The sequence below is a fragment of the Microbacterium sp. SCN 69-37 genome (genome assembly GCF_001724435.1).
In the GTDB taxonomy this organism is placed as follows: domain Bacteria; phylum Actinomycetota; class Actinomycetes; order Actinomycetales; family Microbacteriaceae; genus Microbacterium; species Microbacterium laevaniformans.
On record NZ_MEEL01000025.1, the window covers coordinates 102,791 to 125,840 of the forward strand.

General features: G+C 70.9%; 19 protein-coding genes. 13 read left to right on the top strand and 6 right to left on the bottom strand.

What is annotated here, in order from left to right:
- The first annotated feature begins 92 nt into the window (after positions 1–92).
- The 3 genes from ligD (at position 93) to ABS64_RS06815 (ending at position 2,236) form a co-directional block, all read left to right on the top strand.
- Positions 93–1,103: a non-homologous end-joining DNA ligase gene (gene ligD, locus ABS64_RS06805; protein WP_036285948.1), complete on the top strand. Its 1,011-nt coding sequence runs from the start codon at positions 93–95 to the stop codon at positions 1,101–1,103.
- A 102-nt stretch (positions 1,104–1,205) separates the two neighbouring features.
- A complete protein-coding gene (locus tag ABS64_RS06810; RefSeq protein WP_292682087.1) occupies positions 1,206–1,580 on the top strand; it encodes a hypothetical protein in 375 nt (124 codons plus the stop codon).
- A 47-nt stretch (positions 1,581–1,627) separates the two neighbouring features.
- Positions 1,628–2,236 carry a hypothetical protein gene (locus tag ABS64_RS06815; protein ID WP_292682090.1) on the top strand — a complete coding sequence of 203 codons (609 nt, stop codon included), beginning with the start codon at positions 1,628–1,630 and terminating at the stop codon, positions 2,234–2,236.
- On the opposite strand, the gene ABS64_RS06820 is transcribed toward ABS64_RS06815, so the two are convergent.
- From ABS64_RS06820 to ABS64_RS06830, 3 genes are all read right to left on the bottom strand, one after another.
- The gene (locus ABS64_RS06820; RefSeq protein ID WP_292682093.1) at positions 2,136–3,299 is read right to left on the bottom strand and encodes an AI-2E family transporter; all 1,164 of its coding nucleotides are present in this window, start codon (positions 3,297–3,299) and stop codon (positions 2,136–2,138) included. The two genes, ABS64_RS06815 and ABS64_RS06820, sit on opposite strands and share 101 nt — an antisense overlap.
- Before the next feature lie 36 nt (positions 3,300–3,335).
- A complete protein-coding gene (locus ABS64_RS06825; RefSeq protein ID WP_292682096.1) occupies positions 3,336–4,658 on the bottom strand; it encodes a threonine/serine exporter family protein in 1,323 nt (440 codons plus the stop codon).
- Between the two features lie 271 nt (positions 4,659–4,929).
- Positions 4,930–5,976, bottom strand: a complete 1,047-nt coding sequence (locus ABS64_RS06830; protein WP_292682099.1) for an ATP-dependent DNA ligase — start codon at positions 5,974–5,976, stop codon at positions 4,930–4,932.
- A gap of 152 nt (positions 5,977–6,128) precedes the next feature.
- Between ABS64_RS06830 and ABS64_RS06835 the strand changes: the two genes are divergently transcribed.
- Positions 6,129–7,856 (top strand): acyl-CoA dehydrogenase, encoded by a 1,728-nt coding sequence (locus ABS64_RS06835; protein WP_292682101.1) that lies wholly within the window; start codon positions 6,129–6,131, stop codon positions 7,854–7,856.
- A 194-nt stretch (positions 7,857–8,050) separates the two neighbouring features.
- Here ABS64_RS06835 and ABS64_RS06840 read toward each other — a convergent pair whose 3' ends face one another.
- Positions 8,051–8,728, bottom strand: coding sequence for a TetR/AcrR family transcriptional regulator (locus ABS64_RS06840; RefSeq protein WP_005047942.1), 678 nt, complete (start codon positions 8,726–8,728; stop codon positions 8,051–8,053).
- A 190-nt stretch (positions 8,729–8,918) separates the two neighbouring features.
- Here ABS64_RS06840 and sucC point away from each other — a divergent pair, with 190 nt between their 5' ends.
- Positions 8,919–10,085: an ADP-forming succinate--CoA ligase subunit beta gene (sucC, locus tag ABS64_RS06845; RefSeq protein ID WP_292682105.1), complete on the top strand. Its 1,167-nt coding sequence runs from the start codon at positions 8,919–8,921 to the stop codon at positions 10,083–10,085.
- 30 nt (positions 10,086–10,115) lie between these two features.
- Positions 10,116–11,018 (top strand): succinate--CoA ligase subunit alpha, encoded by a 903-nt coding sequence (gene sucD / locus ABS64_RS06850; protein ID WP_292682108.1) that lies wholly within the window; start codon positions 10,116–10,118, stop codon positions 11,016–11,018.
- 145 nt (positions 11,019–11,163) lie between these two features.
- Here sucD and ABS64_RS06855 read toward each other — a convergent pair whose 3' ends face one another.
- Positions 11,164–12,618 (bottom strand): NCS2 family permease, encoded by a 1,455-nt coding sequence (locus tag ABS64_RS06855; RefSeq protein WP_292682109.1) that lies wholly within the window; start codon positions 12,616–12,618, stop codon positions 11,164–11,166.
- Between the two features lie 95 nt (positions 12,619–12,713).
- On the opposite strand from ABS64_RS06855, the gene ABS64_RS06860 reads away from it, so the two are divergent.
- The 7 genes from ABS64_RS06860 to ABS64_RS06890 all read left to right on the top strand — a co-directional run bounded on the left by ABS64_RS06860 (position 12,714) and on the right by ABS64_RS06890 (position 22,394).
- Positions 12,714–13,970 carry a DUF6350 family protein gene (locus tag ABS64_RS06860; protein WP_061683908.1) on the top strand — a complete coding sequence of 419 codons (1,257 nt, stop codon included), beginning with the start codon at positions 12,714–12,716 and terminating at the stop codon, positions 13,968–13,970.
- Between the two features lie 4 nt (positions 13,971–13,974).
- The gene (purN, locus tag ABS64_RS06865; protein ID WP_292682111.1) at positions 13,975–14,580 is read left to right on the top strand and encodes a phosphoribosylglycinamide formyltransferase; all 606 of its coding nucleotides are present in this window, start codon (positions 13,975–13,977) and stop codon (positions 14,578–14,580) included.
- A 33-nt stretch (positions 14,581–14,613) separates the two neighbouring features.
- The gene (purH, locus tag ABS64_RS06870; protein ID WP_036285929.1) at positions 14,614–16,224 is read left to right on the top strand and encodes a bifunctional phosphoribosylaminoimidazolecarboxamide formyltransferase/IMP cyclohydrolase; all 1,611 of its coding nucleotides are present in this window, start codon (positions 14,614–14,616) and stop codon (positions 16,222–16,224) included.
- Between the two features lie 101 nt (positions 16,225–16,325).
- Positions 16,326–17,915, top strand: a complete 1,590-nt coding sequence (locus ABS64_RS06875) for an AlkA N-terminal domain-containing protein (RefSeq protein WP_292682113.1) — start codon at positions 16,326–16,328, stop codon at positions 17,913–17,915.
- A complete protein-coding gene (locus ABS64_RS06880) occupies positions 17,854–18,348 on the top strand; it encodes a methylated-DNA--[protein]-cysteine S-methyltransferase (protein WP_292682115.1) in 495 nt (164 codons plus the stop codon). Before ABS64_RS06875 ends, ABS64_RS06880 begins: the two co-directional genes overlap by 62 nt.
- Positions 18,349–18,714: 366 nt before the next feature.
- Positions 18,715–20,580: an ABC transporter ATP-binding protein gene (locus ABS64_RS06885; protein ID WP_292682118.1), complete on the top strand. Its 1,866-nt coding sequence runs from the start codon at positions 18,715–18,717 to the stop codon at positions 20,578–20,580.
- Entirely contained in the window at positions 20,577–22,394 is a 1,818-nt protein-coding gene (locus ABS64_RS06890; protein ID WP_292682120.1) for an ABC transporter ATP-binding protein, read from the top strand. The genes ABS64_RS06885 and ABS64_RS06890 overlap by 4 nt, the downstream gene beginning before the upstream one ends.
- A 201-nt stretch (positions 22,395–22,595) precedes the next feature.
- On the opposite strand, the gene ABS64_RS06895 is transcribed toward ABS64_RS06890, so the two are convergent.
- A complete protein-coding gene (locus tag ABS64_RS06895; protein ID WP_005047975.1) occupies positions 22,596–23,048 on the bottom strand; it encodes a GNAT family N-acetyltransferase in 453 nt (150 codons plus the stop codon).
- Between the last annotated feature and the right edge of the window lie 2 nt (positions 23,049–23,050).

The following is a 23,050-nucleotide window of genomic DNA, read 5'->3' on the forward strand; positions in this document are numbered from 1 at the left end:
GCATCCGTTGCCGGCCACCGAATCTGTGGCGACCCGCGCGAGCGCGGGATCGCCCCCTGTCGCGACCGGCGCCCGGCCCGTAGGGTCGGGGCATGGCCTCGGAGCGCATCACCCTCGACGTCGCCGGGCGGGACGTCTCGCTGTCCAGCCCGCACCGCGTGATCTGGCCGGAGCTCGGCATCACGAAGCAGGAGCTCGCCGAGTACGTGATCGCCGCGGCCGAGCCGTTCCTGCGGGCCAACGGCCACCGCCCCGTCTCGCTCGAGCGCTTCCCCGACACCGTCGACGGCGAGCGCTTCTTCTCCAAGAACCCGCCACGCGGTGCCCCCGACTACGTCCACGAGGTGATGTGCACCTACAACAGCGGGCGCCGTCACCCTCAGGTGGTGCTCGACGAGGCCGCGGCCATCGTCTGGGCAGTGCAGATGAACACCGTCGTGTTCCACCCGTGGGCCTCGCTCGCCGCCGACACCGACAATCCCGTCGAACTGCGCATCGACCTCGACCCGCAGCCCGGCACCGATTTCGCGGATGCCGCCGCCGTCGCACCCGTGCTGCGCGAGGTGCTGCGCGAGGCCGGGCTCGAACCGTGGCTGAAGACCAGCGGCAATCGCGGCATCCATGTGTTCTGCCCCATCGAGCCGACGCACGAGTTCCTCGACGTCCGCCACGCCGTCATCGCGGCCGGGCGAGAGCTCGCGCGACGGATGCCGGATGCCGTGACGGTCGACTGGTGGAAGGAGGAGCGCGGACGGCGCATCTTCGTCGACTTCAACCAGGCCAACCGCGACCGCACCATGGCCGGTGCCTACAGCCCGCGCGCCCTGCCGTCGGCGACCGTCGCGACGCCCATCACGTGGGCGGAGCTGGCCGACGGCGTCGACCCCGCCGCGTTCACCGTGCGCACGGTGCCGCCACGACTCGCCGCGGTGGGTGATCCGTGGGAGGGTCTGCAGGAGAACCCCGGTCGCATCGATGTGCTGCTCGAGTGGTGGCGACGCGACCTCGAGGCGGGCCTGGGCGAGCTGCCGTTCCCGCCCGAGTTCCCCAAGATGCCGGGGGAGCCGCCGCGCGTCCAACCCAGTCGGGCGAAGAAGGACTGAGCGGGTTCACCGCGCGGTCGCCTGACGGCATCCCCTCCGTCACCGGCGCCTCTGAGGCTCGGCACTCGTCGCCGGCCGGGTGACGGACAGGAGAGCATCGGCATGGGCACGAGGACCTTCGCACGCGTCGCCGCTGGTGTGTGCCTCACTGCCGCGACGGCTCTCGGCCCCGTCGGCGTCGCCGAAGCCGCCTCCGCGACCGCGCCCGACGACGGCTCCTCGGCCGGGCCGCAGGCAACCTCGCAGATGGTCATCCAGGTCGTCGTCCCGCCGCACGAGCGCGGACCCGCGAGTCCCCGTCCCCACCCCTCCGCCGTTCCGGGGCTCTCGAACGCACGCCCCGTCGATGGGAGTGCGCTCGACGGTCGGCTTGCTCCGACGGGAGACCAGCTCACCGGAGCGCTCGTGTTCACCGCCGCTGCTGCTGCCCTGCTCGGCGCGGGGGCCCTTCTTCGCCGCCGCGCCGCACGGCACTGAATCGCATACGGCGCCCTCCCGCCTCCCACGCTGCGCCCAGCCTGATCGTGGCCGCCGATGCTGACTTCCTTCCGCCGACCCCCCTGGCCCCGGCGGCGACGATGACCCCGAGTCCGGGATCGTGGGTCGGGGCGCGCCCGGCGGCGAGACTGCGCGTGGTCCTGCTCACGATGGGCGACGAGGCGGCGACCGTCACGATGACCGACGCGGTGCGCGCGTGGGCGCGTGAGGTGGGCGCCGACCTGCGCGAGGTACGGGCCGGGAACGATCCGATTCCCGCGATCACGCAGGCCATCGACATGCACGCCGATGTCGTCATGTCGGCGGGTGACGCCCTCGTGGACCCCCTCGCGATCGTCACCGCGAGCCACCTCGACCAACCGTTTCTCGTCCTGGGCGGCGAACTGGCCGAGCCGACGCAGAATGTGCTCGCCGTCGACTGGGCCGGAGCCGGCTTCCGCGGCGAGGATCTCGGTCAGGCCGCCCACCGCCGGGGTCGCCGCGCTGCTCAGCGGGCAGAACGGCGTCGTCGTCTGGATTCCCTGACGCCGTCCCTCAGACGTTGGCGATCGCCTCGCGGCGGTGCGGGCGGGCCCACCTCGCCGGGGTGTGCGGTCCGTCCCACACCTGCACAATCCCCCACGCGACCGCGGTGATCGGCACGGCGAGCACGGCACCGACGATGCCGCCCAGCACGGTGCCCGCGGTCAGAGCGATGAGGATCACGAAGGCGTGCAGTTGCATCGAGCGTCCCATCAGCACGGGCTGCAGCAGGTTGCCCTCCAGCTGGTTGACGAGCACGACCACGCCCACCACGAGCAGGGCCACGACCCACCCGTTGGCCACGAGGGCCACCAGTGCGGCGAGGATGCCGGCGAGGGTCGCGCCGACGATCGGGATGAACGCGAGCAGGAACACCAGCACCGCCAGCGGCAGGGCCAACGGCACCTGCAGGATCAGCAGCCCGATCAGGATGCCAACGGCATCGACCGCGGCGACGGTCGCCGTGCCGCGCACGTACGAACCGAGCACCGTCACGGTCTTGTCGCCGACCCGCAGCGCGCGCTGGTACGGCTCGCCGCGGAACGGCCGCAGCAGGAAGGCCCACATCTGCGGACCGTCCTTGAGGAAGAAGAACAGCATCACGACCATCAGCACGAGGCCGGTGATGAAGTTCGCCACGGCGCTGACGCCGGCGAGGGCGCCGCTGCCGAACTGCGCGCTCGTCACGAAATCGGTGAGGGCTGTCAGCCACCCGTCGATCTGGGCGTGATCGATCTGGAAGGGCAGGGTGCCCGCCCAGGCCATCAGATCGGTGAAACCGCCCTGCGCCTGCGTCGCCAGCTCGTCCCACTGGTCGCGCACGGCCCAGACGATCAGCCAGCCGACGGCGGTGAGGACGAGGGCGATGGTGAACAGGGTGATCAGCGTCGCCACGAAGGAGGGGATGCCGCGCCCGCGCAGCCAGGCCATGAGCGGCGCGAACGCCGAGGCCAGGATCAGCGCGATCACGAGCGGGATCGTCACGACGGTCAGCTGGCGGATGCCCCAGATGATCCCCGCGGCGAGGGCCACAACCACGATGATCTGCACCGCCCGGATCGCGAGGGCGCCGAAGGCATCCGCCCAGAGGCTCCACGGTCTGCCCACGGCGCGCACGTGGACGCCGTCCGTGCCGTGCTGGTCGATGCGGACGGTGCGGTCGCGGAACAGTCCCATGCCTCGACCGTAGACGACCGGTCACCTCCGATCCGGTCACCGTGCCGGAAGCGACCACTCCCGCTCGGTGAGCACACGTGCGACGGTGAGGCCGATCGCGAGGGCGACCACGACGAACACGGCGGTCGTCGCATTCTGGATCGCCGCGACGGTATCGCCGCCGATGACGCCGGCGATCGAGCGATACGCGGCCGCGCCCGGCACCATGATGAGAACCGCCGGCACGGTCAGGGTCACGCGCGCGGCGCGCAGCCGATCACCGAAAAGGTAGGCGCCGAGGCCCACGGCCAGGGCGGCGGCAGCGGCGGCGACGGCGGGATTGACGTGGGCGTCGACGAGCGCCAAGCGCCCGACGTTCGCGACGGCGCCGAGACTCGATGCCGTTAGAGCGATCGCCCAGGGCGTGCCGAACAGCAGAGCGAAACCGAGTACCCCGACGAAGCCGGCGGCGAGGCGGACGAGCGACAGGAACGGCTCGACGAATTCGGGGGCGGCGACCTGTGTGACGGTCGCGTCGAAGACGGTCGCGACTCCCCAGACGGCGGTTCCTGTCGCCAGCAGCACCAGAACGGCATAGGTGACCCGGGCGATGCCGGCGTTGAGATCCAGTCGGGCGAGGTCGAGGGCGCCGGTCACGAGCGGAAAGCCGGGAACGAGATAGAGCACGGCGCTGGTCAGTGCCGCGTCGTGCTGTCCGCCGGGAACGCCGAGGGCGACGAACACCTGCGCGGCGGCCAGGTACACCAGCAGGGCTGTCATCGCCGAGGCGAACACGAGGAGGAACTCGTTCGTGTGCAGGCGGTGGATGAGCATCCGCACCCACTGGCCGGCCGCCGCCGCGATCCCGACGGCGACGAACTCCTGCCACCCACCGTTGTTCAACAATGCGAAGGCCGCGCACGCCAGCGCAGCCGCCAGTACGCGCGTCAGATCGGAGTATCGTCGCGGCATCCGCTCGACTTCGCGCAGCTCGCCCTGCAGGTGAGCCGGCGTCGTGCCCGGCTGCAGACGCGCCGTCAGACGTTTCAGGGCCGTCATGCGGTCGGCGTCGACGGTCGGACGAGGAACTTCCGCCACGCGTGTGCGGAACATCTGACCGCGCCCGGCGGTGAGCACGATGTCGGTCATGCCGACGCGGCAGTGCACGTCGTCGATTCCCACCGCTTCCGCGGCCCGCACCATGCTGTCGCGCACCCGCGCGGAGGAGGCACCCGCCCCCAGCATGAGCGATCCCAGGCGCAGCACCGCGTCCGTGCGGGCGATGAACTGCACCGGCTCGAGGGCGAGCTCCTGGGTGAGAGTCGGCTCCGGGGACTCGGCTGACGCACGGGGCGGCTCGTCGGGCGGTGCTGGGGCCATGGTCCGATCCTCGCACCGCCACGCCGCGAGGGCGAGCGGCGCGAGCCGGAAGAACGGATGCCGATATTCACGGTCGCCGGTCCGCGAGCGGCGCGCGCCGCGCGCGTAGGGTCGGCATCACGGAGGAGGGGAGAGCGCCCCTCACCATCCGCATCCACGGATCGCATGTCCGGCCGCCGGGACCCGGCGCCGATGCGAGCGCGGCGCGGGAGAGCCGGATCCGGCCCGTGCGGTGCTGCGCGGGTCGGATCCGTGCGCCGCCGCGGCGAGTTCAGTCCAGAACGTCCGCCAGATCATACGCGCGCACCTGTTCCAGTTGCGCGAACGTGCACGAGCGGGGGTCGCGGTCGGGCCGCCACCGCTCGAACTGCACCGTGTGGCGAAAGCGTGCGCCCTCGAGCTGGTCGTAGCGCACCTCGAGCACGCGCTCCGGCCGCAGCCGGACGAACGAGGTGTCCTTCGTCGCCGAGAAGCGCGAACGGTCGGTCTGTCCGGTCATGGCGGTGCCCTCGGCATCCGTGACGACGAGAGGCGTCAGCTCGTCGACGAGCTCACGTCTGCGCACATCGCTGAAGGCCGACGCTCCGCCGACGTTGCGGAGATCGCCGTTCTCGTCGTACAGCCCCAGCAGCAGCGAGCCGACACCGTGGCCGCTCTTGTGCACGCGGTAGCCGAGCAGCACGACGTCGGCCGTGCGGGCGTGTTTGATCTTGAACATCGTCCGCTTTCCGGGCGCGTAGGGCAGGGCGAGCGGTTTGGCGATCACCCCGTCCAGCCCGGCGCCTTCGAAGCGGGCGAGCCACTGCGTCGCCAGGTCGTGGTCACCCGTCGTGCGCGTCACGTGCACCGGGGCGGGGACCGTCCGCAGGAGGTCTTCGAGTTCTGCGCGGCGCGTCGAGAACGGCTCCTGCTGGAGATCGCGCTCGCCGCGGGCGAGGAGGTCGAAGGCGATGAACATCGCGGGCGTCTCCCTGCTCAGCAGGGCGATGCGTGAGGCGGCGGGGTGGATGCGCTGTGACAGCGCCTCCCATGACAGCCGCCGACGCCCGTCGGATCCGTCGAGCGCCACCACGATCTCCCCGTCGAGCAGGCACGGCTCGGGCAGCAGGGCGGTGCACGCGGCGACGAGTTCGGGGAAGTAGCGGGTGAGCGGCTTTGCCCCGCGCGAGCCGATCTCGACGTCGGTGCCGTCCCACGACAGCAGGGCGCGAAATCCGTCCCATTTCGGCTCGAACGCGAGGCCCCCGGGGGTGCGGGCGGGGTCGGGAACGGCGCTGACGGCCTTCGCCAGCATCGGTGCGGGGATGTCGTACGGCATGGCTCTCATCATGACGGCGGGGGCACGCGGGCGACAGGGGGCATCCGACGACTCGCGATGAGACTGAGTATCACTTATGATGGTCCGCAGTCTCATTCGCATTCTTCATCGGGATCGATCACCGAGACGCCGCGAGCATCCGAGGAGTTCCCATGGCCGCTGAGTACCAGGCCCCCACCGCCGACTACGCCTTCCTGTTCGGCGAGGCGTTCGGTCTCGACATCGTCGCCCGCGCGACCGGCGGCGAGCTCACCGCCGCCGACGGCGCGGATGTGATCGCCGGAGCCGGTGAGTTCGCGGCGTCCGTCCTCGCGCCGCTGCAGAGCATCGGCGATCGCGAGGGCGCTCGTCTCGTCGACGGCCAGGTGCGTTTGCCCGCCGGCTTCGCCGAGGCCTACGCCGCGTTCGTGGAGGCGGGGTGGATCAGCGCGGAGGCGCCGACCTCCGCGGGCGGCGACGGGCTTCCCGGGGCGATCCGAGCGGGCCTCGGCGAGATCTGGAACGCCTCGAACGCCGCGTTCGCGCTGTGCTGGCTGCTCACCGCCGGACAGATCCATGCGCTGGATGCCGCGGCATCCGATGAGATCCGCGAAACGTACCTGACGAAGCTGGTCTCGGGCCAGTGGACGGGCACGATGAACCTCACCGAACCGGCGGCGGGCACCGACCTCGGCGCCATCCGCACGATCGCCACCCCCCGCGGCGACGGCACGTATGCGATCCGCGGTCAGAAGATCTTCATCACCTGGGGCGACCACGACGTCGCCGAGAACATCGTCCACCTCGTCCTCGCCCGCACTCCCGGTGCCCCCGACGGGGCCAAGGGGCTGTCGCTGTTCGTCGCGCCCAAATACCTCGTCAACACGGACGGCTCGCTCGGCGATCGCAATGCCGTCACGACCGTCGCCGTCGAGCACAAGCTCGGCATCCACGGCAGCCCCACCTGTGTGCTCTCCTACGAGGACGCCACCGGCTACCTCGTCGGCGAGGTCGGCGGGGGACTGGCCGGAATGTTCGTGATGATGAACTCCGCCCGTATCGCGATGGGCTTCCAGGCGACCGGCATCGCCGACCGCGCGCTGCAGCAGGCCTCGGCCTATGCCGCCGATCGGGTGCAGGGACGTGTGCTCGGTCGCGAGGGGACGGCGCCGATCGCGGAGCACCCCGACGTGCGCCGGCTGCTGCTGTCAATGCGCAGCGAGGTCTTCGCGATGCGCGCGCTGGGCGTCTACGTCGCTGACCTGTTCGACCGGGCCGAGCAGACCGACGATGCCGCCGTGCTCGCGATGGCCGAGTTCTTCGTGCCGATTCTGAAAGGCTGGTCGACGGAGGATGCCGTGGCGCTCACGAGCGACGCCATCCAGGTGCACGGGGGCATGGGCTTCATCGAGGAGACCGGCGCGGCCCAGCACTACCGCGACGCCCGCATCATGCCGATCTACGAAGGCACCACCGCGATCCAGTCCAACGACCTCATCGGACGCAAGGTCATCCGCAACCAGGGCGCGACCGCCGAAGCGCTCTTCGCCGACATCACCGGCACCGTCGCGGCCTTGCGCTCCGCCGGCGGCGACGTCGCCGTGCGCACCGCAGACCGCCTCGAGCGGGCCGTGGATGCCGCGCGTCGCGCGACCGCCGATCTCATCGGCTTCGCCGACGCGCCGCGGGATGCGCACGCCGTCAGCGTGCCCTATCTGATGCTCCTCGGCGTCCTTGCCGGCGGATGGATGCACGCGCTGGCGGTCGTCGCGGTCGCGGCCCACGCCGCCCCGGAGGAGGCCGACGCGCAGCGGCTGACCGCGGCGGACTTCTACGGCGCGCACCACCTGCCGCGCGTGCACGCGCTCGCCGAGACCGTCGCCTCGGGGGAGACGGTCTGAGGGCGGACCGCCGCCCTGCCGGGCCGCCGCCGCCTCGGCATCCCGCGCCGCAAGCACGCCGCCCTGCCGGGCCGCCGCCGCCCTCGGCATCCCGCGCCGCAACTGCAAGGCCCGCCGGGCGACACGCCGCACCGGATGCCGTGATCCCGGCGTGCCGTCCGCGAACCCTTGCAGTTCGGTCGGGCAGCGCGCGCTCAGAGCTCGTCGCGCAGGCGCCGCACGACCTCGGCCATCGGCATCCGACGGGGGAAGGTCGCCACGACGACGTCGTCGTTCTGCGCCTGCTCGCCGTCCGGGTGCACGCCGAAGCGGTGCATGAGCTCGTCGTAGGCGTCGGTCAGCACCGACTCGGGGATGTCCTCGGTGCCGCGCAGCAGGCGGCGCAGGACGTGGTTGTGCACCGCGGTCACGGCGGCAGAGAACGCTACGGCGTCGATCGGGTCGAGGCCCGGGAGCGCGGAGCGCAGGTAGTCGTCGAAGAGCCGCTCGTATTGGAAGACGGTCACGATCTCGCGGTCGCGCAGCGCCGGCACCTGGCGCACCACCGCGTAGCGGCGGCGGGCGAGTTCGGGCTCGGCGGCGAAGTGGCGGAAGACGTCGACCGATGCTGCGCACGCCGCGGCCCACGGGTTCTGTCCGGCGCTCTCGCCGCCGGTCGTCAGCTTCTGGCGCAGGTGCGCGAGGAGCACGTCGTGGTCGCTGAAAACGACGTCGTCCTTGCCGCCGAACTGACGGAAGAAGGTCGACCGGGAGACCCCGGCGGCCTGCGCGATCTGCTCCACCGAGGTCGCTTCGAACCCCTGCGCGGCGAAGAGGTCCAGCGCAGCGGCGACGACGGCGTTGCGGGAGGAGGTGGGAGACGCTTCGGCCATGCCCGTGAGCCTAACGCGACCGGGGCCTGCATGCCGCTGCGCGGGGCGGGCGACGGCCGGACCATTGCGGTGCGTCTACTAAGCTGGGGGATCGGTCGATCTCTCGATATCGAGATTGTTTGAGCACTTTTGTTCCGATACCGAGAACCCTTCGGCACGACACCCACTGACGCCCAGCGAAGGATTGCACGTGGATCTGTACGAGTACCAGGCACGAGACCTGTTCGAGAAGTACGAGGTGCCGGTGCTCCCCGGCATCATCGCCGACACTCCTGAGGAGGCGAAGGCGGCGGCTGAGAAGCTCGGCGGCGTCGTGGTCGTCAAAGCTCAGGTCAAGACCGGAGGCCGCGGCAAGGCCGGTGGCGTCAAGGTCGCCAAGACCCCCGATGACGCCTATGAGGCGGCGAAGGCCATCCTGGGCCTGGACATCAAGGGTCACGTCGTCAAGCGCGTCATGATCGCCGGCGGCGCCCAGATCGAGAAGGAGTTCTACTTCTCGGTGCTGCTGGACCGCGCCAACCGCTCGTACCTGAGCCTGTGCTCGGTCGAGGGTGGCATGGAGATCGAGCAGCTCGCCGTCGAGAAGCCCGAGGCCCTCGCCAAGGTCGAGGTCGACCCGCTGACCGGCATCGATGCCGCCAAGGCGCTCGAGATCGCCAAGGCCGGCGGGTTCGACGAAGAGCTGGCCCCCAAGGTCGCCGACGTGTTCGTCAAGCTCTACAACGTCTACACCGGTGAGGGAGCGACCCTCGTCGAGGTCAACCCCCTCATCCTGGATGCCGCGGGCAACATCATCGCCCTCGACGGCAAGGTGTCGCTCGACGACAACGCCACCGAGGTGCGCCACCCTGAGCATGAGGAGCTCGAGGACAAGGATGCCGCCGACCCGCTCGAGGCGAAGGCCAAGGCATCCGGTCTGAACTACGTCAAGCTCGACGGCCAGGTCGGCATCATCGGCAACGGTGCGGGTCTGGTCATGTCGACCCTCGACGTCGTCGCCTACGCCGGCGAGAACCACGGCGGCGTCAAGCCCGCCAACTTCCTCGACATCGGTGGCGGCGCCTCGGCGACCGTCATGGCCGCGGGCCTGGACGTCATCCTCGGCGACCCGCAGGTGAAGTCGGTGTTCGTCAACGTCTTCGGCGGCATCACGTCGTGCGTGGCCGTTGCGGAGGGCATCGTCAAAGCGCTCGAGATCCTCGGCGACGCCGCCACCAAGCCGCTCGTGGTCCGCCTCGACGGCAACCAGGTCGAAGAGGGCCGTGCCATCCTCGCCGCCGCCAACAACCCGCTCGTCACCCTCGCTGCCGGCATGGACGAGGGTGCCGACAAGGCCGCCGAGCTGGCGAACGCCTGAGCTGCGGCATCGGAACAAGGAACTAGGACTATGTCGATCTACCTCAACAAGGACTCCAAGGTCATCGTCCAGGGCATCACCGGCGGCGAGGGCACCAAGCACACCGCGCTGATGCTCAAGGCGGGCACCAACGTCGTCGGCGGTGTCAACGCGCGCAAGGCCGGCACGACCGTCTCGCACGTCGACAAGGACGGCAACCCCCTCGAGCTGCCCGTCTTCGCCTCGGTCGCCGAGGCGATCGCGGCGACCGGCGCCGACGTGTCGATCGCGTTCGTGCCGCCGGCATTCACGAAGGACGCGATGGTCGAGGCCATCGACACCGAGATCCCGCTGCTGGTCGTCATCACCGAGGGCGTGCCCGTCGGTGACACGGCCGAGGCGTGGGCGTACGCGAAGAGCAAGGGCAACAAGACCCGCATCATCGGTCCGAACTGCCCCGGCATCATCACGCCCGGTGAGGCGCTCGCGGGCATCACTCCCGCGAACATCACCGGCAAGGGACCGATCGGCCTCGTGTCGAAGTCGGGCACCCTGACCTACCAGATGATGTTCGAGCTGCGCGACCTCGGCTTCTCGACGGCCATCGGCATCGGCGGCGACCCCATCATCGGGACGACGCACATCGACGCCCTCGCCGCGTTCGAGGCCGACCCCGAGACCAAGGCGATCGTGATGATCGGCGAGATCGGCGGCGACGCCGAGGAGCGTGCGGCCGAGTTCATCAAGGCGAACGTCACGAAGCCCGTCGTCGGCTACGTCGCGGGCTTCACGGCACCCGAGGGCAAGACGATGGGCCACGCCGGCGCGATCGTCTCCGGCTCGGCGGGCACCGCGCAGGCCAAGAAGGAGGCCCTCGAGGCCGCCGGTGTCAAGGTCGGCAAGACGCCGTCCGAGACGGCTGCCCTCATGCGGGAGATCATCGAGACGCTCTGACGCTCTGACGCTCTGACGCTCGACGCGAGAGAGGGGGTGGATGCCGCGGCATCCACCCCCTCTCTCCATCTGCCCCCCGTGCCGAGCCNAGGGGGGGGCGGGGCGTCCGGCGGGAAGGGGGGCGGCTCGCGGGAGGGGGCGCGGGTCAGGCTCCCAGCAGGGATTGGATGGGGCCGCGGGCGAAGTAGATCAGGAAGCCGACGGCCACCACCCACAGCAGCGGGCTGATCTGCCGCGCCTTTCCGGAGAGCGAGCGCACGACCACCCAGCTGATGAAGCCCGCGCCGATGCCGTTGGCGATCGAGTACGTCATCGGCATGACCGAGACCGTCAGGAACACCGGCAGCAGCACGCTGAAGTCGCTGAGGTCGATGTGCTTGACCTGCGCCATCATCATCGCGCCGACGATGACGAGGGCCGCCGCGGCGACCTCGGTGGGAACGATCGAGGTGAGCGGCGTGAAGAACGTCGCCAGCAGGAACACCACACCGGTCACCACGTTGGCGAGGCCCGTGCGGGCGCCCTCGCCGATGCCCGAGCCCGACTCGATGAACACCGTGGCCGAGGACGACGAGGTCGCCCCCCCCACGACGGCGCCGACACCCTCGACGACCAGGGCGGACGTGATGCGCGGGAAATCGCCCTTCTCGTCGGCGAGCCCCGCCTCTTTCGCCAGACCGGTCATCGTGCCCATCGCGTCGAAGAAGTTCGAGAACACGAGCGTGAACACGAGCATGATCAGCGCCACGATGCCGACCTTGCCGATGTCGAAGCCGAAGTCGACGGCGCCGAGCAGGCTCAGGTCGGGAATGCTGACGGGCGAGCCGGTCAGGGCCGGGATCGTCAGGCTCCATCCGCCCGGGTGATCGGTCGCCGAGCCGAGGTGCCAGATGGCCTCTACGATCACCGACACGACGGTGCCGCCGACGAGGCCGATCAGCATGCCGCCCTTCACCTTGCGGGCGACGAGCACCCCGGTCACCAGCAGCGTCAGGACGAACATGAGCGTCGGGATCGACGCGACCGAGCCGCCGATGCCGAGGCCGACCGGCGGTGAGTTCGATCCGGTCGCGGTGACGAAGCCCGAGTTGACGAACCCGATGAAGGCGATGAAGAGGCCGATCGCGACGGTGATGGCGAGCTTCAGCTGCACCGGCACGGCGTCGAAGATGAGCTTGCGCAGCCCCGTGGCCGCCAGCAGCACGATGATGACGCCGTTGATCATCACGAGGGCCATCGCCTCGGGCCAGGTGACCTCGTGGATGACGCTGAAGGCGAGGAACGCGTTGATGCCGAGTCCCGCCGCGAAGGCGAACGGCAGTCGGGTCACCAGGCCGAACAGGATCGTCATGACCCCGGCGGTCAGTGCGGTGGCGGCCCCCACGGCGGAGAACGCCAGCTCGTTGCCGGCGATGTCCGCCTTGCCCGACAGGATGATCGGGTTGAGGATCACGATGTACGCCATCGTGACGAAGGTGACCAGTCCGCCGCGGATCTCGCCGCCGATCGTCGAGCCGCGACGGCTGATCTCGAAGAAGCGGTCGAGCGCCCCGAGCGGGGCGTCGGCGGAACGGGTGGCGGACGTGGGTGTAGCGGGCATGGATCCTCCATCCAGAACCGTAGTGGATGCCGCGCCGCCCCCGCCCCGCGCGCCCCGCGCTCGCTCATCACCCGGGTAGGTAGGGTCGAACCCGCATGAACCGCCTGCTCGTCCTCCTCCTCGCCGCCGTCGATGCCCTCATCGCGGTGGCCGTCGGTGTCGCCGTCGTGCTCGCACCCCTCACGCTCTTCTGGGTGATGGCGTTGGGGGGTACGGCCGACTGGGGTGCGCTGTGGCCCGCGGCCGTGCGCATCTGGCAGCTCGGTCAGTTCGTGCCGCTGCACATCACGCTCGGCGACGACTACCTCGTCGCCGCCGGCATCGCGCCGCAGGCGGCGTCGTTCGTCGTCTCGCTGGCTCCGCTCGCGCTCGCCGTCTTCACCGCCCTCTTCGCGGCGCGCTCCGGCGCCCGCGCCGCCCGCTCCGGGGCGTGGGCGGTGGGAGTGGCTGCCGGCACGCTCGTCACGCTTCTGCTGGCCGCCGCCCTCTGGGCCACCTCGCGCACGCCCGTCGCCGCCGTCTACGGATGGCAGGCGCTCCTGCTGCCCACTCTCGTCTTCGCCGTCCCCGCTCTGGCGGGCGCCGTCGTCGAAGCGTGGCGGATCGGAGACGACGGTCTCATCGATGGCCTCCGCGACCGGATCGACGGCGTCGATGCACGCCGGGGTCACCCGTGGGTGAGTGCCGTCTCGGCGGCAGCCCGGGGTCTCGCTGCCGCCGTCGCCGGGCTGGTCGGCGTCGGTGCGCTCGTCGTCGCCGTGGCCGCGGTGCTGCGCGGAGGGCAGGTCGTCGCCCTCTTCGAGGCGGCGCACGTCGATGTGCTCGGCGGCGCGGTGCTCTCCCTCGGGCAGCTGGTCTACCTGCCGACCCTCATCGTGTGGGGCGCCTCGTTCGCCGCCGGGCCGGGCTTCGCGGTCGGCGCCGGCACTGCCGTGTCGCCCGCCGGGACGACTCTCGGGGTCCTTCCCGGCATCCCGTCTCTCGGCCTCATCCCCGACAACCCCTCGCCGTGGCTGTTCGCGCTCGTCCTGCTGGTCGTCGCCGTCGGCTTCGTCGCCGGAGCGACCGCCCGCACCCGCCTCGCGTCCGCTGACGAGCTCGGCGCGCCGCGGGAGTCGACCACGGCTGTGCGCCTGTTCGTCTTCGGTGTGATCGTCGTGCTCGGAGCCGCCGCGGCGGCGCTGCTGGGCGTTGTCGCATCGGGCGCGGTCGGGCCCGGACGCCTCAGCACCGTCGGGCCCGCCGCCGGTCCGTTCGCGTTCTGCGTGGGTGTCGAGCTCGCCGTCGGAGCCGCGATCGCGCTGTTCTCCCCGGCGCACACCAGAGACCCCGCCGGCGCGCCGGTAGACTGACCGGGTGCTGACGGTCGCCGTACTCATCTCGGGCACCGGCTCCAATCTCCGAGCCCTCCTCGAGGCTGCCGCCGACCCCGCATTCCCGGCACGCATCGTCGTCGTCGGCGCCGATCGCCAGGCGGACGGCTTCGCCCACGCCGAAGCCTTCGGCATCCCGACCTTCCTCGTGCCGTTCCGCGAGTTCGAGACGCGCGAGCAGTGGGGAGAGGAGCTCGACCGCCAGCTGCGGGTGTGGAACCCCGATCTCGTGGTGCTGAGCGGTCTCATGCGGCTGCTTCCGGCGTCGGTCGTCGACGCCTGGGCGCCCCGCATCATCAACACTCACCCCGCCTACCTGCCCGAGTTCCCCGGCGCCCACGGCGTCCGCGACGCCCTCGCGGCCGGCGTGACCCAGACCGGGGCGAGTGTCATCGTCGTCGACAACGGGGTCGACTCCGGGCCGGTCCTGGCCCAGGAGCGCGTCGCCGTGCTGCCCGATGACACCGAGCAGAGCCTGCATGAGCGCATCAAGCCCGTCGAACGGCGCCTGCTCATCGATGTCGTCCGCGCGGTCGCGTCCGGAGAGCTCCAGCTGTCCGCCGCCGCCTCCGACGCGCCTGCGTCCTGAAGAACCGATCCACCTCGAACACTGGAGCCCCGCATGGCCGGTCCTGCCGTCGATCCCGCCCTCTACCGATCCCGTGACCTCGTGCCCGTCCGCCGGGCGCTCGTCTCGGTGAGCGACAAGACCGACCTGCTGCCGCTCGCTCAGGCCCTGGATGCCGCGGGCGTCGAGATCGTGTCGACCGGCGGGTCCGCCGCGCTCCTGCGCGACGCGGGCCTCGCCGTCAAGGATGTGGCCGAGATCACCGGGTTCCCCGAGTCGCTGGGCGGGCGCGTGAAGACGCTGCACCCCAGCGTGCACGCGGGCCTTCTGGCCGACCTCCGGCTCGAAGACCACGAGACGCAGCTGGATGCCCTCGGCATCCTGCCCTTCGAACTCGTCGTGGTGAACCTCTACCCGTTCGTCGAGACCGTCGCCTCCGGTGCCGTCGGAGACGCGGTCGTGGAACAGATCGACATCGGCGGGCCGGCCATGGTGCGCGCCTCGGCCAAGAACTTCGCGAACGTCGCCATCGCGGTCTCGCCCGAGTCCTACCCCGCGATCATCGAGGCGCTCGGCTCCGGGGGCACCTCGCTCGCCCAGCGCCGCGAGCTCGCCGCGCGCGCCTTCGCGCACACCGCCGCCTACGACCGTGCCGTCGCCACCTGGTTCGCGCAGGAGACCCTCGAGGCGGAGGGCGACCTGCCCCAGCACCTCACGATCAAGGCCGAGCGGCTGAGCACGCTCCGCTACGGCGAGAACTCGCACCAGCGCGCCGCGATCTACACGCGCGCCGGCGCCCACGGCATCGCCCAGGCCGAGCAGATCCAGGGCAAGGAGATGTCGTACAACAACTACGTCGACGCCGACGCGGCCCTGCGCGCAGCTTTCGACATGGTCAAGCCGGCGGTGGCGATCATCAAGCACGCCAACCCCTGCGGCATCGCGGTCGCGGCGCCCAACGCGCTCGACCCCATCGCGTCGGCGCATCTGCGCGCCCACGAGTGCGACCCCGTCTCGGCGTTCGGCGGCGTGATCGCCGCGAACCGCACGGTCACCCTGAAGATGGCCGAAAACCTGCGTGACATCTTCACCGAGGTCATCGTCGCCCCCGACTTCGAGCCGGAGGCGCTGGAAGTCTTCGCCCTGAAGAAGAATCTGCGCGTGCTCCGCCTTCCCGCCGACTGGCGGCAGGAGCCGATGGACGTGCGTCTGCTGTCCGGCGGGCTCCTGCTGCAGGATGCCGACCGCTTCCCCGATGACATCGAGTCGGTCGCGAAGGACTGGGAGCTCGTCTCCGGCGAGCGCCCCGACAGCGCGGAGGAGATGGAGAACCTCATCTTCGCGTGGAAGGCCTGCCGCGCCGTCAAGTCCAACGCGATCGTGCTCGCTCAGGGGCTCGCGACCGTCGGCATCGGCATGGGACAGGTCAACCGCGTCGACTCATGCCGCCTCGCCGTCGAGCGCGCCGGAGACCGCGCGGCGGGCTCCGTGGCCGCATCCGACGCGTTCTTCCCCTTCGCCGACGGCCCGCAGGTGCTGATCGACGCCGGCATCCGCACCATCGTGCAGCCGGGAGGCTCGGTGCGCGATCAGGAGGTCATCGACGCGGCGCGCGCCGCGGGCGTGACGATGTTCTTCACGGGAGAGCGTCACTTCTTCCACTGATCAGGCTGACGCCGCGGCATCCACGGGGCAGGGTGGATGCCGCGCGCTGCCGTGTCCGATTTCCGCGAGCGGGTGGCGCGCAGCCGTGTCAGGCTGGACGCATGCCCCACGTCGACGCCACCGCCGCGATGACGTTCGACGAGCGCTACCGCGCCATCGACGCCCGTGACGTGCGCTTCGACGGTCAGTTCGTCACGGCCGTCCGTTCGACCGGCATCTACTGCCGTCCCAGCTGTCCCGCGCGCACGCCCAAGCCTGCCAACGTCACGTTCTATCCCACGTCGGCCGCGGCCCACGAGGCGGGGTACCGGGCCTGCAAGCGGTGCCTGCCGGAAGCCGCGCCCGGCTCGCCCGCATGGGACCTGCGCGGTGACATCGCCGGACGTGCGATGCGGCTCATCGCCGACGGCGTCGTCGAGCGTGAGGGCGTTCCGGGGCTCGCGCGCCGCCTCGGCTACTCGGCCCGCCACCTCGCGCGCCTGCTGACCGCCGAGCTCGGCGCCGGCCCCCTCGCCCTCGCCCGCGCTCAGCGGGCCCACACCGCGCGGATGCTCCTCGTATCCACCGACCTGCCGGCCGCGGACGTCGCCTTCTCCGCCGGATTCGCGAGCGTCCGTCAGTTCAACGACACGGTGCGCGAGGTGTTCGGCCTCTCGCCGAGCGATCTGCGTGCGCGCCGACCGGCGGCGGCGCGCACGGTGAGCGCCCCGGCCGCCGGGACGATCGATCTCGTCCTGCCCTACCGTGCGCCCTTCGACGCCGCCGGACTGTTCGCCTGGATGCGCGCCCGCGCCGTCGCGGGCGTCGAAGATGCCGGTGCCGACTCCTTCGCCCGCGTCCTGCGTCTGCCCGGTGGTCCGGTGTGGTTCGCGATCCGGCTCGACGGGGCGGGGAAGCTGCGGCTGAGCGCCCGGTTGACCCACCTCGGCGATCTTCCTGTGCTGGTGAGCCGCGTACGGCGGCTGTTCGACCTCGACGCCGACCCGACGGCGGTGGATGCCGCGTTGTCGGCGCATCCTGCCGTCGCGCCGCTGGTCGCCGCGACCGGCGGCATCCGGGTGCCCGGCGCCGCCGACCCGCACGAGATGCTCATCCGCGCGATGATCGGCCAGCAGATCACCGTCGCGGCAGCGCGCACGGCTCTGACCGCGCTGACGGCCGAACTGGGGGAGCGCGTGGCGCCGCATGACGGCCTCGACCGCCTCTTTCCCACGATGACGGCCATCGCCGAGCACGGCGCCGAGGTGCTGCGCGGGCCCGCCGCGCGCATCCGCGCGGTCACCGGTGCCGCTGCGGCGCTCGCCTCGGGCGCGCTCGAGCTGGGGCCCGGCGATGACAGCCTCGCGCAGCGCGAGGCGCTGCTGGCACTGCCCGGCGTCGGACCCTGGACCGCCGACTACGTGCGCATGCGCGTGCTCGGCGACCCCGACATCACCCTGCCCGGCGATGTCGCCGTCCGCGCCGGAGCGGCAGCGGCAGGCCTCCCCGCCGACCCGCGCGGGTACGAGGCGTGGGCCGCCCGTGCCGCGCCCTGGCGCAGCTATCTCACCGCCCACCTCTGGCGCGCCGCGCCGACCACGGCGATCCGTGCCCCCCGCGCACGCACCGCACCCGCGAACGGAGCCCTCGATGACCGCGACCATCCAGACGATCCCCACTGCCGACGGCCCCTTCACGCTGCTCACCGATGACCGCGGACGCGTGCTCGCGAGCGGCTGGAGCGCCGACCCCGCCGCCATCCTCGGCCGGATCGCCCTCGCCCCCGCGGACGTCCGCGAGGGGGAGACGGATGCCGCGTCCGCCGTGGACGCGTACTACGCGGGTGACCTGACGGCGATCGGCACGGTCGCCGTCGCCCAGACCGGCACCGCTCTGCAACTCGAAGGGTGGGCGGCGTTGCGCCGCATCGCCGCGGGCCACCCCCTCACGTACGCAGAGTTCGCCGCCGCGCTGGGACGGCCCGCGGCCGTGCGCGTCGCGGCATCCATCTGCGCCCGCAACGCCCCGGCCCTGTTCGTGCCGTGCCATCGGGTGCTCCGCACGGGCGGTGGCCTCGGCGGTTTCGCCTGGGGTCTCGACGTGAAGCGCGCGTTGCTCGCGCGGGAGTCGGTCGCGCGCGCCTGAGGCGCCGCTGTGAAATAATCCTTGCCTCCGATGAACGCAGCGGCATAGGCTGGAGGGCTGTCGCGCTCGTGCGGGAAACCGCGTGGGCCGCAGTCCCCGTTCACCGACTCCCTGGAGGAAGCCATGTCCACGGCCATCGTCACCACGAAGCCCGCCTTCCTCCGTCCGTCGAACGCCGCCCCGGCCGCGGTCGAGGCCGCCGGAATCGGTCGGGGATAACGCGCCGCGCGTCCTCCGTCGGCGGCATCGTCCCGCCGCGCGTTACCTCCGACAGGGCTTTCCGTCCTGCCGCGCCTTCGTGCGCCCACCCGTCACCTTTCGCCGGCCGCGTGACCCCGGCATCCGTTCCACCCCTCCGCAAGGATCATGACCTCCTCTTCTTCGCCCTCCGAGCTCGCCCCTCCCGTCGAACGCCTGTCGACGGTGCGCGCGCTCGCACGCCTGTACCCCTTCGCCCGATCCGTCCTGCCCCGCCTCGTGGCGGGCGCCGTCAGTGCGCTCGTAGCGAGCCTGCTCGCCCTCTCGATCCCGCTCGTGCTCGAAGTGCTCGTGCAGGGCCCGATCGCCGCGGGAGCGAGCGCCACCGGCGATCGCAGCCAGCTCGTGTGGGGCGCCGCTCTCATCCTCGTGCTCGGGCTTCTCGAAGCCGTCATGGTGTGGCTGCGGCGCTGGTTCGTACTGGCACCGTCGACCAAGGTCGAGTACGACCTGCGCACGAGCTTCTACGAGCGCCTCCAGCGCCTGCCGGTCGCGTTCCACGACCGCTGGCAGTCGGGACAGCTGCTCTCGCGCATGATGCAGGACATCAGCATGCTGCGGCGCTGGATGGCCTTCGGCATCGTCCTGCTCGTCGTCAACCTGCTGACGATCCTCGTGGGGATGGCGCTGCTGTTCCGTTGGCACTGGGCGCTCGGCGTCACCTTCCTGATCGTCTGCGCCCCGCTCTGGTACGCCGGCTACCGGTTCGAGAAGACCTACGGCACGCTCGCCCGCCAGAGCCAGGACCAGGCCGGAGACCTCGCGACCAGCGTGGAGGAGAGCGTCCACGGCATCCGGGTGCTCAAGGCGTTCGGGCGTGGCAAGCATGCCCTCCTCAAGTTCACCCGTCAGGCCGAGACCCTCCGCGAGACCGAGCTGAGTAAGGCGCGCGCCGTCGGCTGGATCTGGTTCTGGCTCGTGCTGCTGCCCGAGATCGCGTTCGCGCTGTGCCTCGGCGTCGGCATCGTGCTGCAGCAGCTCGGCCAGCTCGGCATCGCCGAGCTCGTCGCGTTCTTCGCGATGGCCACCGTGCTGCGCTGGCCGATGGAGTCGATCGGCTTCCTCTTCTCGTTCCTGCTCGACGCCCGCACCGCCAGCGACCGCATCTTCGAGGTGTTCGACGAACAGAACACGATCACCGATCCCGCCGCGCCCGTCGCGCTGGGCGCATCGCGCGGTGCGCTCGCGTTCGAGGGTGTGCACTTCCGCTATCAGGATGCCGCGGCGCGGGAGCGGGATCTGCTCGACGGCATCGATCTGACGCTCGTCCCGGGCGAGACGATGGCGCTCGTCGGACTCACCGGATCGGGCAAGACGACCCTGACCACTCTGCCCGCACGGCTGTACGACGTCACCGCCGGGCGGGTGACGATCGATGGCGTAGACGTGCGCGACCTCACCCTGAAAGAGCTGCGCACCCACGTCGGCATGGCCTTCGAGGACTCGACGCTGTTCTCCCAGACCGTGCGCGAGAACGTGCTGCTGGGTCGTGAAGACCTGGCGCCGGGCAGCGCGCAGGCCGAGGCGGTGCTGCGTGAGGCGCTCGCCGTCGCGCAGGCCGGTTTCGTGGACGAGCTGCCCGACGGGGTCGACACGATCATCGGCGAAGAGGGGCTCTCGCTCTCGGGCGGCCAGCGCCAGCGCCTCGCGCTGGCCCGTGCGATCGCGGCCCGTCCGGCCGTGCTCGTGCTCGACGACCCGCTGTCGGCGCTCGACGTCGACACCGAGGCGCTCGTGGAGGACGCCCTGCGCGATGTGATGGCCGACACGACGACCCTCGTCATCGCGCACCGACCCTCGACGGTCACCCTCGCCGACCGGGTGGCGCTGCTCGAAGAGGGGCGCATCACCGCCGTCGGCACCCACACCGAGCTGCTGCGCACCAGCGAGCACTACCGGCACGTCATCTCGAGCCTCGAGGATGCCGAAGCACAAGAGAACACCCGCCTGCGGGAGACGGAGGTGAACCTGTGAGTACGGCATCCGTCGCCGGAACCACCGGTGAAGACCGCTCGGACTACACGCGCGGCGAATCGCGCTCCATCCGGCAGCGTTCGCTGCGGCTGCTCGGATCGCTCGTCGATCCGCTGCGGTGGCAGCTCGTGCTGGCCCTCGTCGTGCTGGTGATCTCCACCGCGCTGCGCGTGGCCGGCCCCGCTCTGATCGCTTACGGCCTCAACACGGCGCTTCCGCAAGCCCTGCAGGATGCCGACTGGATGCCCACCATCGTCATCGTCGTCGTGTACCTCCTCGCCGGCGTCGGCGGTGCTGCACTCATCGGCTGGTACGCGGTCGTGGCCGCGCGGCTGACGCAGGCTGTCATGCTTGACCTGCGCACCCGCATCTTCCTGCACACGCAGCGACTGAGCCTCGAGTTCCACGAGTCGTACACGTCGGGGCGCATCATCTCGCGTCAGACGAGCGACCTCGACTCCATCCGCGAGCTGCTCGACGGGGGCCTGAACGAGCTGGTCTCGGGCGTGCTCTACGGGGCGTTCACCCTGATCGCGCTGCTGCTGCTGGACTGGCAGTCGGGTGTCATCCTCGCGATCGCCGGCGTCCCGCTGTACCTGCTGATGCGCTGGTTCTACCGCAACTCGCAGCGCGCGTACCGCGAGTCGCGAGTGGTCAGCGCGAAGGTCATCGTCACGTTCGTCGAGACGATGACCGGCATCCGCGCCGTGAAGGCCTTCCGCAAGGAGCCGCGCAACGACGAGGAGTTCGGCGAGCTGTCGGGTCAGTACCGCGACGTCAACATGCGCTCGCTGCGCCTGTTCGGAGCGTTCGAGCCGGGCATGATGGCGGTCTCCGCGTTCGCCGTGGCCGGTGTGCTGCTCTGGGGCGGTCTGCGGGTGGTCGACGGGGCGCTGCTGGTGGGAACGCTGCTGGCCGCCGTGCTGTACGTGCGGAACTTCTTCTCGCCCCTTCAGGAAGTGGCGATGTTCCTGAACTCGTACCAGTCGGCGACCGCCGCCCTCGAGAAGGTCTCGGGGGTGCTGGAGGAGCAGCCCACCGTTCCCGACCCTGCACGTCCGGTCGACCTGTGGAAGGCCGCGGGACACGTCGAGTTCCGAGACGTCGTCTTCGGGTACTCCGACGAGCGCACGATCCTGCCGCACTTCTCGCTCGACATCCCCGCCGGTCAGACGATCGCCCTGGTGGGGACGACGGGCGCCGGCAAGTCGACGCTCGCCAAGCTCGTGTCGCGGTTCTACGACCCGTCGCGCGGCGCCGTGACACTCGATGGCGTCGATCTGCGGGAGCTGCACCCCAAGGACCTCCGCCGCGCCATCGTGATGGTCACGCAGGAGGCGTACCTGTTCAGCGGAACGGTCGCCGACAACATCGCGCTCGGAAAGCCCGACGCGTCGTTCGAGGAGATCCGCGCGGCTGCCCGGGCCGTCGGCGCGGACACCTTCATCGAGCGGCTGCCGGACGGGTACGACACCGACGTGAACAAGCGCGGCGGTCGCGTGTCGGCAGGACAGCGTCAGCTGATCTCCTTCGCCCGCGCCTTCCTCGCCGACCCCGCCGTTCTCATCCTCGATGAGGCGACGGCGTCGCTGGACATCCCCAGCGAGCGGCAGATCCAGGCCGCGCTGCAGACGCTGCTGGCCGACCGCACCGCCATCATCATCGCGCACCGGTTGTCGACCGTGTCGATCGCCGACCGCGTGCTGGTGATGGAGCACGGCCGCATCATCGAGGACGACGCCCCCGCCAGCCTCATCGCCGGTACGGGCAAGTTCGCGCAGCTGCACAGTGCGTGGAAGCAGTCGCTCGTCTGACGACGCCCACGCGCCCATCTCCACAACCGCAGATTCGGAGAGGGGGATGCCGGTGCGCGCGGCATCCACGCCGAGCTGATGCAGGTAGGGCATGAGCTGGTGATCACGATAGAGCGGTCGGCGTCGCCGACGCAAGAGTTTTGTGGAGATTGGCAACAAACAGGGCGGCGAGCGGCTTCTCGCCACGCCGCCGTGCTGCTCTTAGAAGCGGACCTCGGCGATGACCTCGCCGAACTCGGTCTCACCGACCGGCGTGAACCCGACCCTGCGGAAGAACGCGTCGGGGCCGCCCTGCCCCTCCTCGTAGATCACGTGGACGTGGTCCATGCCGCGGGTGCGGGCCTCTTCGAGGAGCTGCTCGACGGCGAAGCGGCCGACCCCGCGGCCCTGGTCGTCGGCGTCGACGTTGATGCGCCAGAGCACGGAGCGGAAGTGTTCGCTCGGCGCCTCGGGATCGAAGTTCGCGCTCACGAAGCCCACGACCTCGTCACCGTCGAGCACCACACGCTGCCAGGCGGTGCTGGGGTTTGCCACCGTGCCCGCCACGGCATAGCTGGTGGGGGCGAGATACTGCTCCTGCCCCGGCTTGAGCGACATCGTGTTGACGGCGACGATCGTCGCGGCGGACAGTTCCTCGAGGCGCAGCTCGGTCATGC